General features: G+C 63.2%; 13 protein-coding genes. 5 read left to right on the top strand and 8 right to left on the bottom strand.

The window, feature by feature from the left end; all coding sequences use genetic code 11:
- Nucleotides 1-40: 40 nt before the first annotated feature.
- Nucleotides 41-1,450 (top strand): sodium:proton antiporter, encoded by a 1,410-nt coding sequence (locus tag NKH02_RS09335; RefSeq protein WP_352878129.1) that lies wholly within the window; start codon nt 41-43, stop codon nt 1,448-1,450.
- Here NKH02_RS09335 and NKH02_RS09330 read toward each other — a convergent pair whose 3' ends face one another.
- From NKH02_RS09330 to gcvA, 8 genes are all read right to left on the bottom strand, one after another.
- Nucleotides 1,451-2,185 carry an ABC transporter ATP-binding protein gene (locus tag NKH02_RS09330; RefSeq protein ID WP_352878126.1) on the bottom strand — a complete coding sequence of 245 codons (735 nt, stop codon included), beginning with the start codon at nt 2,183-2,185 and terminating at the stop codon, nt 1,451-1,453.
- Complete coding sequence (locus tag NKH02_RS09325) at nt 2,182-2,907, bottom strand: ABC transporter ATP-binding protein (protein WP_352878123.1); 726 nt, start codon at nt 2,905-2,907, stop codon at nt 2,182-2,184. Before NKH02_RS09325 ends, NKH02_RS09330 begins: the two co-directional genes overlap by 4 nt.
- Nucleotides 2,904-3,866, bottom strand: a complete 963-nt coding sequence (locus tag NKH02_RS09320) for a branched-chain amino acid ABC transporter permease (protein ID WP_352878122.1) — start codon at nt 3,864-3,866, stop codon at nt 2,904-2,906. The genes NKH02_RS09325 and NKH02_RS09320 overlap by 4 nt, the downstream gene beginning before the upstream one ends.
- On the bottom strand, nt 3,863-4,744 hold the full coding sequence (locus NKH02_RS09315; RefSeq protein ID WP_352878119.1) for a branched-chain amino acid ABC transporter permease: 882 nt from the start codon (nt 4,742-4,744) through the stop codon (nt 3,863-3,865). The genes NKH02_RS09320 and NKH02_RS09315 overlap by 4 nt, the downstream gene beginning before the upstream one ends.
- Nucleotides 4,745-4,962: 218 nt before the next feature.
- Nucleotides 4,963-6,267, bottom strand: a complete 1,305-nt coding sequence (locus NKH02_RS09310) for an ABC transporter substrate-binding protein (RefSeq protein ID WP_352878117.1) — start codon at nt 6,265-6,267, stop codon at nt 4,963-4,965.
- 155 nt (nt 6,268-6,422) lie between these two features.
- Nucleotides 6,423-7,850 (bottom strand): hypothetical protein, encoded by a 1,428-nt coding sequence (locus tag NKH02_RS09305; RefSeq protein WP_352878115.1) that lies wholly within the window; start codon nt 7,848-7,850, stop codon nt 6,423-6,425.
- Nucleotides 7,851-7,889: 39 nt separating this feature from the next.
- Nucleotides 7,890-9,194 carry a nicotinate phosphoribosyltransferase gene (pncB, locus tag NKH02_RS09300; protein ID WP_352878113.1) on the bottom strand — a complete coding sequence of 435 codons (1,305 nt, stop codon included), beginning with the start codon at nt 9,192-9,194 and terminating at the stop codon, nt 7,890-7,892.
- Nucleotides 9,195-9,345: 151 nt separating this feature from the next.
- A complete protein-coding gene (gene gcvA, locus NKH02_RS09295; protein ID WP_352878112.1) occupies nt 9,346-10,320 on the bottom strand; it encodes a transcriptional regulator GcvA in 975 nt (324 codons plus the stop codon).
- Nucleotides 10,321-10,586: 266 nt separating this feature from the next.
- Between gcvA and speB the strand changes: the two genes are divergently transcribed.
- From speB to NKH02_RS09275, 4 genes are all read left to right on the top strand, one after another.
- Nucleotides 10,587-11,648, top strand: a complete 1,062-nt coding sequence (gene speB, locus NKH02_RS09290) for an agmatinase (RefSeq protein WP_352878110.1) — start codon at nt 10,587-10,589, stop codon at nt 11,646-11,648.
- An 83-nt stretch (nt 11,649-11,731) separates the two neighbouring features.
- Nucleotides 11,732-12,538 carry a transporter substrate-binding domain-containing protein gene (locus NKH02_RS09285; protein ID WP_352870071.1) on the top strand — a complete coding sequence of 269 codons (807 nt, stop codon included), beginning with the start codon at nt 11,732-11,734 and terminating at the stop codon, nt 12,536-12,538.
- A 6-nt stretch (nt 12,539-12,544) separates the two neighbouring features.
- The gene (locus tag NKH02_RS09280) at nt 12,545-13,201 is read left to right on the top strand and encodes an amino acid ABC transporter permease (RefSeq protein ID WP_352870070.1); all 657 of its coding nucleotides are present in this window, start codon (nt 12,545-12,547) and stop codon (nt 13,199-13,201) included.
- Entirely contained in the window at nt 13,198-13,845 is a 648-nt protein-coding gene (locus tag NKH02_RS09275) for an amino acid ABC transporter permease (protein ID WP_352878108.1), read from the top strand. The genes NKH02_RS09280 and NKH02_RS09275 overlap by 4 nt, the downstream gene beginning before the upstream one ends.
- The last annotated feature ends 113 nt before the right edge of the window (nt 13,846-13,958 follow it).

The raw sequence follows: 13,958 nt of genomic DNA, 5'->3' as shown, positions 1-13,958 counted from the left end.
GGGGCGCAGGAGGGGCTTTTTACCGACCGCGGCGGGTGTGATGGCGGGTGCCGCAATCGCTGCCGCGATGCTCTTCCCGGCGCAGGCCTTGGCGGCGGAGGAACACGGTCTGCCCGGCGCCGTGATGTCGCTGTGGTGGGCGCTGCCCTTTGCCGGGCTGCTGTTGTCGATCGCCACTGGTCCTCTGCTCTTCCACCATGTCTGGGAGCATCACTACGGCAAGATCGCAGCCCTGTGGGCCGCTCTGGTGATCGTGCCGCTGGCGCTTGCCTTCGGCGTCCCCTCGGCGACCGAGGCGGTGTTGCATGCGGTGCTCACCGAATACATGTCGTTCATCATCCTGCTGTTTGCGCTGTTCACCATTTCGGGCGGCATTCTCGTCGCCGGCAACATTCACGGCACGCCGCTGGTCAATGCCGGGCTGTTGCTGGTCGGCGCACTACTCGCCTCAGTCATCGGCACGACCGGCGCCTCGATGATCCTGATCCGGCCGATCCTGCGCGCCAACGACAACCGCCCGTTCAACGCCCATGTCGTGATCTTCTTCATCTTCCTGGTCTCCAACATCGGCGGCTCGCTGACCCCTTTGGGCGATCCGCCACTGTTCGTCGGTTTTCTCAGAGGCATCGACTTCTTCTGGACGACCGCCAACCTCTATCGCGAGACGCTGTTCGTCGGCGGTGTCGTGCTGGCCGTCTTCCTAGGCATCGACATCGTCCTGCACCGGCGCGAGGCTGGCGCGCCGAAGATCAAGGATCCGACACCGGATACGAAGGTGCGCCTGCGCGGCCTAGCCAACGTTCCACTGCTGGCCGGCGTGATCGGTGCCATCCTGCTGTCGGCGGCCTGGAAGCCGGGCGTGAGCTTTTCCATTCTCGGCGTGAATTTCGAGCTGCAGAACCTGGCGCGTGACGCCATCATCCTGGCGCTGGCCTTGCTGTCGCTTCCCCTCTCGTACAAGAGCCACCGCGAGGCGAACGGCTTCAATTGGGGACCGATCGCGGAAGTCGCAAAGCTGTTCGCCAGCATCTTCATCTGCATCGTGCCGGTCGTCGCCATCTTGAGAGCCGGACATGACGGCGCGCTGGCGACCTTGGTCGCCCTCGTCACCTCGCCCTCGGGCGCGCCCAGCGACATCGCCTATTTCTGGCTGACCGGGGCGCTGTCGTCCTTCCTCGACAATGCGCCGACCTATCTGGTGTTCTTCGAGCTTGCCGGCGGCGACCCACGGCACCTGATGACGGAATTCGCCTCGACCTTGGCGGCGATCTCGGCCGGCGCGGTGTTCATGGGCGCCAACACCTATATCGGCAATGCGCCGAACTTCATGGTCTACGCCATAGCCCGCCATCGCGGCGTCAGGATGCCGGGCTTTTTCGGCTATATGGCATGGTCCGGCCTTGTGCTGATCCCGACATTCCTGATCGCGGGTTTTCTGTTTTTCGGCTGATCAACCGACACCAACGTAGCGGCGCACCGCCGACGGATCGGCGCGCAGCTCCTCGACATCGACGGTTTCGCGGTTGCGGCCGTTTTCGATGAACGCAACGCGGTCGGCGACGGACAGCACGGCATCGACCCGTTGCTCGACCAAAATGGTCGAAACGTCCATGTCACGCAGCTTCGACACCGTCTCGCGGATCTTGGCGATCATCGACGGCATCAGGCCCTCGGTCGGCTCGTCGAGCAGCAGCACCCGCGGCTCCAGGCAAAGCGCGCGCGCCATTGCCAGCATCTGCTGTTCACCGCCGGACAGCGTGCCGGAGCGTTGCCGCAGCCGCTGGCGCAGCAGCGGGAACAGGTCGAGCACGTTTTCGCGCGTCGCCTTGCCCTTGCCGCGCGCCATCAGCCCGATCTCGATGTTTTCGGCCACCGTCATCTCGGCGAACAGCCGCCTTCCCTGCGGTACATAGGCGACCCCGGCCTTGGGCACCTCATGCGCCGGCAGTCCTGTCAATTCCTGGCCGTCGAGCCTTATCGAGCCGGCGCTTGAGGGGACCAGCCCCATGATGGCCTTGAGCGTCGTCGTCTTGCCGGCGCCATTGCGGCCGAACAGGCACAGCACCTCGCCTTTGTTCAGCGTGAGGTCGAGGCCATAGAGCACCTGCACTTCGCCATAGAAGCAGTCGAGCCCCGAGATGCTGAGTGCTTTAGACTTAGGTTCAGCCTTGTTTGTTTCGGTCATGGGGCGGTCCCCAGATAGGCTTCCTGCACCGCGGCATTCTCGCGGATCGCCTCGGGCGTGCCTTCGGCCAGGATCTTGCCGGCATTGAAGACGGTGATGCGGTCGGCCAGTTGCATGACGACAGGCATGTTGTGCTCGATCAGAAGCACGGTGGCGTTTTTAGCGATCTCGCGCACCAGAGTGATGAAATTGTCGATCTCGCTGTCAGCAAGGCCTTGCGTTGGCTCATCGAGAATCAGCAGGCGCGGCTTCAGCGCCAGGCCCATCGCCACTTCCAGCAGGCGCTGATGGCCGTAGGACAATTGCCCGGCCGGCATGTGGGCGCGATCGGCCAGCCCCGTGCGTTCGAGCGCCGCCATGACGCCGACCCTGACCGCACCCTTCGAGCGGCCGTCGCTCAAAGTCCGCTGCACCGGCAGCGCGACATTGTCGTAGGCGGAAAGGTTGGCAAAGACGCTGGTGATCTGGAACGTGTAGGCGATGCCCTTGCGGACCCTGATATAGGCCGGCTGGCTGGTGATGTCGGTGCCATCGAAGACGATCATGCCGGAAGACGGCTGGATGCGGCCGCTGACCAGGCTCACAAAGGTGGTCTTCCCAGCCCCGTTGGGGCCGATGACGGCGCGGATTTCGCCCGGCATCAGCTCGAAATCGACGCCGTCGACGGCACGCAGGCCGCCGAAGTTGCGCGACAGACCCTTGGTGGTCAGAAGCGGCATCATGGCAGCCATCCGAGCCAACGCTGGCGGATGCTGCCCAGAATGCCTTTCGGGAAAAACAGCACCAGCAGGATCAGCGCGATGCCGACGATCAGCAGATAGGCCGAGGTGTAGCCGCTGGTGATGTCGATGACATAATACATGAACAGCGTGCCGACCAGCGGCCCGAGCGTCGTGGCCGCACCCCCGAGCAGCACCCACAGCAGCGGCAGGATCGAATACTGCACAGAGGCGAAGCTCGATCCGACATAGCCGAACAGCAGCGCATAGGCGGCGCCCGAGGCAGCGCAGATGGTGCCGGAGATGACGACGGCGGCAAGCTTGTTCGAAAACGTATCGTAGCCGAGCATCTTCGTCCGCTCCTCGTTTTCGCGGATGGCGACCAGCACGCGCCCATATCGGGAGCGGACGATGGCGAGAGTGACGAGCAGCACGAGCGAGAACAGCGCCAGCGCCGTCATGTAGCGCACGGTCGGATTGGTGAGATCGAGCGACGTCGCGCCGAAGCTGAGCACCCGCGCCGGCTGCGGCACGACCATGCCCTGGTCGCCGCCGGTCCATGCCGCGAAATAGAGGATGAGGAGATAAAAGACCTGGGCGAACATCATGGTGACGATCATGAAGGCGACACCCGTGGTGCGCAGTGCCAGCAGGCCGATCGCCAGTGCCAGGATAGCACCGCTGGCAATTCCGCCTAGGAAAGCCAATGGTACGCTCCAGCCGAGCTGGATGACGGCAAGGCCGGCGCCATAGAGCCCGGCGGCAAAGAACATGGCGTGGCCGAGGCTGAGCAGGCCGACATAGCCGAACAGCATGTTGTAGCCCATGGTGAAGACCGCCAGCACCATGATGCGGGCGAGCAGGCCGTGATAATAGTCCGGTAAAAGGAAGCTCAGCACGAAGAGCAGCGCGATGACGCCGAGATGCAGTGCGTAGGCTTTTGCCGGCGAGGCTTCGCTCATCGCGATGCCGTCCCGAACAGGCCTTGCGGCCGGAACACCAGCACCATGGCCACCAGCAGCGTGGCGATGATCTTGGCCAGCGTCGGCGAGAAGAACATCGAGATGATGCCGTCGGACAGGCCGATCAGCACGGCGGCGACGACGGTGCCGCGCAGCGAACCGAGGCCACCGATGATGACGACGATGAAGGACAGCAGCAGCGGGTCCTGCCCCATCAGATAATGCGCCTGGCTGATCGGCACGATCAGCACCGCGGCGATAGCCGCTAGCATGGCTCCAAGCGCGAAGACGCCGCCATAGACGCGGCCGACGGGAATGCCGAAGGCCTGCGCCGTCTCGCTGTCATACTGCGTGGCGCGCATGACGAGGCCGATCTTGGTGCGCGTCAGCACCAGCCATGTCGCGAGCAGCAGCAGCGCCGAAGCGGCGATGATCGATAGCTTGTAGCCGGAGTAGCCGAACCAGGGCAAAAGGATGCGGTAGCTGAACGGCGGCTCCACCGGCCGCGCCTCCGGCCCGTAGAAGGTCAGCGCCAGCTGCTGGATGATATAGAGCATGCCGATGGTGGCGACGATGGTGGCTTCCGGATTGTAGTTGAGCCGGCGCAGCACCAGCCGTTCGGCGACCAGCGCTATGGCGCCGACGATCAGCGGCGCAATCACCAGTGCCGCCAGGAAGCCGAGCGCCGGATGGCCCCCGATCGCCGTGGTGATCGCCCAGGCGAGCACGGCGCCGAGCATGAAAAACTCGCCATGCGCGACATTGACCACCCGCATGACGCCGAACACCAGCGACAGCCCAAGCGCGGTCAGCGCCAGCACCGCCGACGTGACGAGGCCTTCGAGGGCGGCGAGGAGGAGATGAGGACCAAAGTGCATCGGCTATGCACCGGCGGATGCGCCAGGCACCCCCCTCTGTCCTGCCGGACATCTCCCCCGCAGGGGGGGAGATTGGATTTCATCATGGATTTCGCCAACTACTGACGTTGGCCAGTAGCTGCCGCCGTGCGAACTGCCGATCTCCCCCCTTGCGGGGGAGATGTCCGGCAGGACAGAGGGGGGTGACTTGGCTCCCACGCTTACAGACGAAGCTCTGTCTAAAGCGCCTGCGTCGTATAATCCCCCTCGGCCTCGTAGAGCCCGTCCTCGATCTTGGTCTTGTGCACGACCTTCAGCTTGCCGCCTTCGACCTTGGAGATGTTTTGGATGCCAAAGCACTGGTGGATCTTGCCGTTGAAGGTCTTTGGCCCCTGCGGATGCTCGGGGCCTTCGGCGAATTCGGTCAGGGCCTCGGTGGCCTCGACCAGCTTGGCGCGGTCTTCCGGTCCCTTGTAGCCGGCATCTTCCATCGCCTTCTTGACGGCGTAGAGCGTTTCCCAGCAGCCGAACATGTGCGCGGCAGTCGAGACGTCCTTTGGGTCGTCGACGGCGGCACCATTGTCGTCGATGCCGACGGCGGCGCGATAGGCTTTCTGCGCCTCGGAATCGTCTGGCTGCGCATAGCGCGGCGAGCCTTCCCAGAAATGGCTGCCGTCGAGGAATTCGAGGCCGGGGCTGTTGATGTCGGTGGCTTCGAGCGAATCGATGAAGCCGAACAGTTGCGGCCGGTTGGAGCCGTAGAACTCGCCGAGCTCCTTGACGAAGGTGAGCACGGCCGGGCCGACCATGACGTGGTAGATCACCTCGGTCTCGGCCGGGATCTGCGGAAAGTACTTGGTGAAGGACGATTCCGTCGGCGGAATGGCGATCTGCGCGATGACCTCGGCGCCTTGCGCCTTCAGCGCCGGCGGCAGGTAGTCGCGATGGTCGTAGCCGAAGGCGAAATCGGGGAAGATCTGCGTCACCTTCTTGCCGGCATTGGCCGCGATCCACGGCGCCATTGACTGGATCTGGCTCTTCACATCGGTGATGCCGGGCTGGAAGACGTAACGGTTCAGCTTGGTCGAGGCGACGTGGTGGCCTTCGCTGACGACGAAATAGGGCATCTTGTTTTCGCCGGCGGCGGGCGCCGAGCCGATGACGACATGCGAGAACAGCGTGCCGAAGACGATGTCGGTCTTGTGCTGGGTGGCGAACTTGCCGACCACCTCGGCGCCACGGCCGGGATCGGTGCCGTCATCCTCGATAATCACCTCGACCTGACGGCCATTGATGCCGCCGGCGGCGTTGATCGCCTTGACCGCGGCGGCGGTGGTCTTCTCGTACCAGCGGCCATAGGCGGCGCCGATGCCGGTGCGGTGCGACTGGAAGCCGATCTTGATCGGCGCCGAACTCTGCGCCTGGGAATAGCGGACGAAGCCCGGTGCGACGGCGAGGCCGGCGCCCGCGGCCAGACCCTTCAGCGCCGTGCGGCGGTTGAGGGCAGTCTTGGAGAGGTCGAAAAATCCATTCTTGTCAGCCATGTTCGTTCCCCTGTTTTTTCAGTGTTGACCAACGATTAAGGCGCTTCGGCATCCTCGCTCAGAGGACGTAAAAAATTGCATGTGTACAAACTAAATCACCAAAGCCTTGATGTGGCAAGCGAGCTTCCCCAGCGATATTCGAGGCCGCCTTTTTCTCATCCGACGGTCGGCGTGGCAAGCAACCAGAGGCCGAAGACGGTATAGGCGATCATCAGCAGGGTAATCGGGAACTGGCTGAGTGCCGCAAGGGAGGGCTGCGGGTGCAGGCGCCAGGCGAAGCCGTGGGCGACGAGGACGGCGAGCACATGGCCTGATATGATGGTGCCGGCCTGGACATTCCACAGCCACCATGCCGAGTCCGCCCCGGCAACGATGCCGGCCTCGATCCGCATGTCGGCGGTGCCGAACAGGTTCCAGCCCTGCGCGAACGGGTCGGAAAGTGCCGCAAGCGCATATTGGCTGTCGACGAGCAGCGCCGTCAGATAGTGCGCGACATGATAGGCAAGCGCGATCGGCACGATCGACCACACCAGCAGGCCAGCCGCCTGTCCAAGAGTTTGATCGCTGCCGGCGAGACGCTGGCCGAGCCAGACGGCAAGCAGGAACACCGCCGCCAGCAGCACGAATGTCAGGACGAGCCCGAGAGTGCCGCTGCCGATAACCGCTGTGCGGCCAGGAAATTCGAGCGGATTGATGCCGAACAGGCCGAGCCAAAAGAAGGTTTTCGACAGGCCGTCGAAGGAAACGGATGACAGGGCCAGCAGCAGGAAGGCGATGCCGCTGGTCGGCAACGGCTCGGCGGCGAGCAGTTTGGCGCCCGGCCAGCATAGTGCAAGCCGGCCGGCTTCGTTGCGCTCGACGATAGCGAAGCGTGCCACTAGCGAAAAGAAGACCGTCAGGAATTCGCCGCCGCGGCTCCAGGCGCGATAGCCGAATGCCAGCATCGCAAGGAAAGAGAACAGCCAGTAAAGGCCCACGATCCAAGCCAGCCGCGCCGGATCGTCAGGCGCCGGATCGATGAGTTCGAACCAGGCAAAGGCGACAAACAGTATCACTGCCGGCCAGTAGCCAAGCCATCGCGGGAGTCGCCACCTTCCCACGTCGTCCCCGCCCAACAGGCGCGAGACGAGGCGCCACGGACCGTACCACGGGTTAAGCCATGACCAGAGATCGCCGAAGACGCCCTGCAGCAGCGCGACGCCAGCCCATAGAAGGGTCCAGATCACCAGTGGCAGCGGGTTGGAGAGCGGGTCGCGGCTGCCGAACAAGCCGGCGGTGATGAGGATTGCAAAGCCGGCAAAGGATATCAGGCTGGTGACGGTTCGGGGGGTGTCGCCAAAGGTGAATAGCGGCAGGCGCCGACACCAGAAACGTTCAAGCGAATCCGCCGACAGCAGTGCCAGGACGAGGAAGCTGACGGCAACGGCAAAGGCGCCGCCGGCCAGGTAGTAGCCGGTTGGCAGGAGCAGGACGTGGCCGCGATCGGAGGCGTGGGCGAAGGCCGGGGTGGGTGAGATGAACCACAGGGCCGCAAGCAACAAGGCAAACGACCGACGATGGCGTTCGGTGGCGAAGGAACTCATCCTATCCAAGACTGCCATCTTGGCTGCCGCGGCCACCCCTCACACCTTGACCAGTTGCTCCACGCGGTCCTTTTCACCGAAGATGCGCAAATACCGCTCGATCTCGTCCTCGTCGCCGGTTGCCTTGGCCGGATTGTCGGAAAGCTTGACCGCCGGCCTTCCATTGGCCTCGGTGACCTTGCAGACCAGCGAGATGGCGTCGAGCCTGTTGGTTTCGGTCGGCGCGCAGCCTTCGAAATCATTGGTCAAATTGGTGCCCCAGCCGAAGGACATGCGCACCTTGCCCTTGAAGTGGCGGTAGGTCTCTTCGATTGTCTCGACCTCAAGCCCGTCGGAGAAGATCAGCAGCTTCTGGCGGGGATCCTTGCCCTTGTCGCGCCACCACGACAGGATCTTCTCGCCGCCCTCGATAGGCGGCGCGCTGTCGGGGCGGAAGCCGGTCCAGTCGGCCACCCAGTCCGGCGCGTCGCGCAGGAACGACGCGGTGCCGAAGGCATCGGGCAGCACGATCAGCAGATTGCCGCCATAATAACGCTGCCAGTCCTGCAGCACCTTGTAGGGCGACTGTTTCAGCTCTTTTTCCGAATTGGCCAGCGCCGCGAACACCATCGGCAGTTCATGCGCGTTGGTGCCGAGCGCTTCGAGGTCGTTGTCCATCGCCAGAAGCACGTTGGAGGTGCCGGTGAACGCCTCGCCGATGCCTTCCTTCAGCGCTTCGACGCACCAGCGCTGCCACAGGAAGGAATGGCGCCGGCGCGTGCCGAAGTCTGAGATGCGGATGCCGGGCAGCGCTTTCAGCCGCTCGGTCTTGGCCCACATCTTGGCCTTGGCACGGGCATAGAGCACATCGAGCGCGAACGGCCCGAACGCCCGCATGGCCGCGCGAGATCGGAGTTCGTTGATGATCGCCAGCGCCGGGATCTCCCACAGCGTGGTGTACATCCACGGCCCGCTGAAGGTCAGTTCATATTGCCTGTCCCGCTTCGACAGCTCGTATTCGGGCAGCCGGAAGCCTTCCAGCCAGGCGAGAAACTCCGGCTCGAAGATTTGCTTGCGGCCGTAGAAATTGTTGCCGGCGAGCCAGATCATCTCCTTCTTGGAGAAGCGCAAGGTGCGGGCATGATCGAGCTGTTCGCGCAATTCGCCCTCATCGATTTCCTCGGCGAGGCGAACCGAAGTGGTGCGGTTGATCAGCGAGAAGGTGGTCTCGACCTTGGGGTACATGCCCCAGATCATCTGCAGCATCAAAAGCTTGTAGAAATCCGTGTCGAGCAGGCTGCGCACGATCGGATCGAGCTTCCAGGTGTGGTTGTAGACCCGCCGCGCAATATCGGTCTTAGCCATGTTTCAACACCGCCTTTGCTGCCTGCAATCCACAACCGCGACAGGCCTCATAGCATCGAATTGGCAAAAACGCTGCCCGGTTTCAGGCTGGCCCGACAAAAAGAGAACCCTGCGGAGACGGAACATCACCGACGGCCACCGCAAGCCGTTGTCAGGTCCCGGTTTTGGCACCGATGACCCTGAGCGCCGGACGCTTGCGGCGGCTGACGATGCGGCCCGCCACCGGTGCGTCGGCGCGGCCGTCATCTTGCGCCTTCTCGGCGAACAGCCAATCGATGAACAGCTGAACGATCGGCGTCGCCCTCATCTCGTTGCGGCAGACGACATAGAAATCGTCGACCGCCGGCACCGACAGACTGAACGGCGCAACCAGCATACCCCTGGCCAGCAACGCACTTGCCGTCACCGAATCGCCCAACGCCACGCCATGGCCATGCACCGCCGCCTCGGTCGCCACGCGTGCATCGCCAAGATGATGGCGGCGGCCCCGCTCCAGGTCGAGCGCATCGGCGGCCGCCAGCCATGTGTGCCATTCGCGGCCATCGTCGCCATGCAGGAAGACATGGTCGGCGAGATCCCTGACGCCGCGGATCGGACGGTTGTTGATCAAGGTCGGGCTGACCACGGGAAACAGTTCGAGGCCCGACCATTTACGCATCCAGCAGTCGGCCCAGCTGCCGTCGCCATAATGCACGCAGACGTCGATATTCGGCGCCCGCAGATCCTTAGGGTCGTTGGAGGGGATAAGCGTCAGCCTTATGTCGGGATATTGCGCCATGAAACCACCGAGCCGCGGTGTCATCCACAGCAACAGCAGCGCCGGCACGCAGGAGACTGAAAGTGTGCCGCTGCTCGCCGGCCTTGTCATGCGCTGGGTGGCGGCCGCGATGCTGTCGAAGGCCGTCGAGACCGCAGGCAAGAGTTCGGCGCCGTGTGGAGTCAGTTTGACCCGCTGACCGACACGCTCGAACAGCTTGACGCCGAGCGACTGCTCGAGTGCCTTGATCTGGTGGCTGATGGCGCCATGCGTGACGTTCAGTTCACTCGCCGCCTTGGTCAGCGAGCCATGGCGAGCCGTTGCCTCGAAGGCACGCAGTGGATTGAGAGGCGGCAGCCGGTTGGCCATGAGCATCCATTGCAGCACGGTCCCGAAAATGGAGGCCGGTTTTCGGGTGAGATCGTGCTCAGAGTTGATTGTGAGATTTTCTCACAGAGAGCACCCTAACATTATCATTTGATTTTTCAATGCGGCTGCCAGACACTTGAGCTCAGAACAGCTTCAAGACGTGAAATCTGCAGGCAGCCAGCGCGACAGCGACCCGGCCGGATGATGGTCGGCTCGCCAGGCATCGCCAACGGTCGCACTGCATCAGCCCGGCAGGAGGAGCGGATATGGGATACGATCGCGGCAAGCTCGACGCGTTGCGTCGCAAATATGGCGAAAGCCATGGCGGCGAAATGTTCGACCCGAAATTCCGCAAGGTCGCCGACAAGATCTTTTCCAAGAGCGGTACACGGCTGGCGCCCTATTCCGGCATCCCGACCTTCCTCGCCGCGCCCTACCGCGAAATAGCGGCCGACAATCCGGATTTCGGCGATTTGCAGGTGGCCATGATCGGCGTGCCGATGGATCTCGGCGTCACCAACCGGCCGGGCTCGCGCTTCGGGCCAAGGGCGCTGCGCGCCATCGAGCGCATCGGCCCCTACAATCACGTGCTGGAATGCGCGCCTACGCATGAGCTCAGGGTCGCCGACATCGGCGATACGCCGTTCCGCAGCCGCTATCGGCTGGAGGTCAGCCATGAGGATATCGAGCGCCGCACCAACCAGATCGTCGATGCCGGCGTCATTCCATTGTCTGTGGGCGGCGACCATTCGATCAGCCATCCGATCCTGAAGGCCGTCGGCAAGAAGGCTCCGGTCGGGCTGATCCACATCGATGCCCATTGTGACACCAGTGGCCTGTTCGACATGACCAAATTCCACCATGGCGGGCCGTTCCGCAACGCCGTGCTCGACGGCGTGCTCGATCCGACGCGCACGATCCAGATCGGCATTCGCGGCTCGGCCGAATATCTGTGGGAGTTCACCTACGAGTCCGGCATGACCGTCGTCCATGCCGAGGAGGTGACCGGTCTCGGCATTCCCGGCATCATCGAGAAGGCGCGCAAGATCGTCGGCGACGGGCCGACCTACGTTTCCTTCGATATAGATAGCGTCGATCCTGCCTTCGCGCCCGGCACCGGCACGCCGGAAGTCGGCGGGCTGACGACACGCGAAGTGCTCGAACTGCTGCGCGGCCTGAAAGGTCTCAACATCGTCGGCGGCGACGTCGTCGAGGTGGCGCCGCAATACGACGCCACCACCAACACGGCGCATGCCGCCGCACAGGTGCTGTTCGAGATCCTGAGCCTGATGGTGTTCAGCCCAGCGATAACAGGCAAGGCAGCCTGACGTTCAGAAAAAGCAAAGGCGGCCGCCGTGCTGGAGCCGGCGGCCGTATCAAACAAACAAAGCGTCCAGACAGGGGAATGACAATGACGATCCGAAAGACATTTACCTCAATCGCCGCCGTGCTGATGCTTGGCACGACCGGTTTCGGCCTTGCAATTCAGGCGGCCAACGCCGATGCGCTGGCGGATATCACCAAGGCCGGCAGCATCAATGTCGGCGTCTTCGCCGATTTCCCGCCCTTCTCCTCGGCCAGCGCCGATATGAGTCTCAAGGGCTATGACATGGACGTCGCGCAATACATCGCCGACACGCTCAAGGTGAAGCTCAACCCCGTCGCCGTCACCGGCCAGAACCGCATTCCTTATTTGAACGACCATCGCGTCGACCTCTTGATGAGCGTCGGCTATTCGAAGGAACGCGAGCAGGTCATCGACTTCGCAGTCGCCTACGCGCCCTACTATATCGCCGTGATCGGTCCGGCGGCACTTTCGGTCAAGGGCAAGGAAGACCTCGCCGACAAGTCGATCGCCGTCAACCGAGGTACGCTGGAAGACACCTCGCTCACCGAGGCGGCGCCGGCGTCCGCCGACATCAAGCGCTTCGACAACTATAATTCGGTGATCCAGGCCTTCATCTCCGGCCAGACCCAGCTGATGGTCGTCGGCAACGATGTCGGCGCGCAGGTGCTGGCCAAGCAGGACGCGCTGAAGCCGGAGCAGAAGTTCCAGCTCCTGACCTCGCCCTCGCATATCGGCCTCAACAAGAATGAGGACAGCCTGAAAAAGGCGGTCAACGACGCCGTCGTCAAGATGCTGGCGGACGGCAAGCTGGACGAAAGCTCGAAAGCCTGGCTGAAGACGTCGCTCAATCCCGACAATCTCAAGGATTGAGTTTCCGTGGCCTTCGCCTGGCTTCCAGGTGCTGTCGGCGATATCGCGCGCGGCGCAGCCACGACGATCCTGTTGATCGCCGTAACCACGCTGGCGGGAACGTTCCTCAGCATCCTGGGTGCCGCGGGACGCCGCAACGGCCCGGTGCTGCTCAAGCGGGCTATCGCCTGGTATGTCGAGATCATCCGCAACACGCCGTTCCTGGTGCAGCTGTTCTTCATCTTCTTCGGCTTGCCCAGCCTCGGCATCAGGCTCGATCCGGTGCTTGCCGCCATGTTGGCGATGACGCTCAACATGGCGGCCTACACCATCGAGATCGTCGGCGCCGGGCTTGACGCCGTGCCCGGCGGACAGACGGAAGCAGCGCTCGCGCTGGGCTTGAGGCCACGCCAGGTCTTCATCAAGATCGTGCTGCCGCAGGCGCTCAAGGTGATCTTCCCGGCGCTGACCAGCCAGATCGTCATCATGATGCTGGAGTCCGCCGTGGTGTCGCAGATCGCGGTGCGTGAACTGACCTACGAAGCCGACATGCTGCAGGCGCGCACCTTCCGCTCCTTCGAGACCTATCTTGTCGTGACGATGGTCTATCTCTTGATGTCGATGGCCCTGCGCCGGCTGCTGGTCACGGGCGGACGCCGCGTCCTGGGGGCCGGCGTGTCATGATCGAATTTACCTTCTGGGACATCGTGCGCAACCTGCTGCTCGCCGCCCGCTGGACGGTGCTGCTGTCGCTGGGTGCCTTCATCGGCGGCGGCATCGTCGGTCTGATCGTGCTGTTCTTCAGGATCGCCAAGAACCAGTGGAGCCGGCGTCTCGCCTCCGGCTACATCGCCCTGTTCCAGGGAACGCCGCTTTTGATGCAATTGTTCCTGATGTTCTTCGGCCTGCCGATGCTCGGCCTGCGCATCGAGCCATGGACGGCGGCGGTGCTCGGCCTCACCTTCTTCGCCAGCGCCTATCTCGCCGAAATCTGGCGCTCCGGCGTCGCCGCGCTGCCACTAGGCCAGTGGGACGCCGGCGCCAGCCTCGGCCTGCACTACCTCCAGGAGCTCAGGCTGATCATCCTGCCGCAGGCGTTTTCGATCACCCGCGCGCCGACTGTGGGCTTCCTGGTGCAGCTGATCAAATCGACCGCGCTTACCTCGATCATCGGCTTCGAGGAGCTGGTGCGAACCTCCAACGCCATCAACAACGCCACCTTCGAACCGTTCAAGGTCTACGGGCTGGTGGCGCTGATCTTTTTCGTCATGTGCTTTCCGCTGACACAATACGCGCGCAAGCTCGAGAAGCGGGCGGCATTGCACTGAGCGGAAGGCATGTTGTGTTGACCACCACCTAGGGGACGACAGGATTCGTCAGCTTTTGACCAAAGTGGTCTCTCACAAGTGAAGGCGCACACGATATGGACGAGGCGACCTTC

The organism is Mesorhizobium sp. M1396, from assembly GCF_040317725.1.
Lineage (GTDB): Bacteria > Pseudomonadota > Alphaproteobacteria > Rhizobiales > Rhizobiaceae > Mesorhizobium.
Note: the sequence above shows the minus strand (reverse complement) of the source record. Positions and strands in the feature narration are given on the sequence as shown.

Coding starts and splice junctions, on each gene's coding strand:
- NKH02_RS09310 (WP_352878117.1), bottom strand. CDS start 6,267: ATGGCTGACAAGAATGGATTTTTCGACCTCTCCAAGACTGCCCTCAAC.
- NKH02_RS09305 (WP_352878115.1), bottom strand. CDS start 7,850: ATGAGTTCCTTCGCCACCGAACGCCATCGTCGGTCGTTTGCCTTGTTG.
- NKH02_RS09275 (WP_352878108.1), top strand. CDS start 13,198: ATGATCGAATTTACCTTCTGGGACATCGTGCGCAACCTGCTGCTCGCC.
- gcvA (WP_352878112.1), bottom strand. CDS start 10,320: ATGGCCAACCGGCTGCCGCCTCTCAATCCACTGCGTGCCTTCGAGGCA.
- NKH02_RS09285 (WP_352870071.1), top strand. CDS start 11,732: ATGACGATCCGAAAGACATTTACCTCAATCGCCGCCGTGCTGATGCTT.
- NKH02_RS09330 (WP_352878126.1), bottom strand. CDS start 2,185: ATGACCGAAACAAACAAGGCTGAACCTAAGTCTAAAGCACTCAGCATC.
- NKH02_RS09315 (WP_352878119.1), bottom strand. CDS start 4,744: ATGCACTTTGGTCCTCATCTCCTCCTCGCCGCCCTCGAAGGCCTCGTC.
- pncB (WP_352878113.1), bottom strand. CDS start 9,194: ATGGCTAAGACCGATATTGCGCGGCGGGTCTACAACCACACCTGGAAG.
- speB (WP_352878110.1), top strand. CDS start 10,587: ATGGGATACGATCGCGGCAAGCTCGACGCGTTGCGTCGCAAATATGGC.
- NKH02_RS09325 (WP_352878123.1), bottom strand. CDS start 2,907: ATGATGCCGCTTCTGACCACCAAGGGTCTGTCGCGCAACTTCGGCGGC.
- NKH02_RS09320 (WP_352878122.1), bottom strand. CDS start 3,866: ATGAGCGAAGCCTCGCCGGCAAAAGCCTACGCACTGCATCTCGGCGTC.
- NKH02_RS09335 (WP_352878129.1), top strand. CDS start 41: ATGGCGGGTGCCGCAATCGCTGCCGCGATGCTCTTCCCGGCGCAGGCC.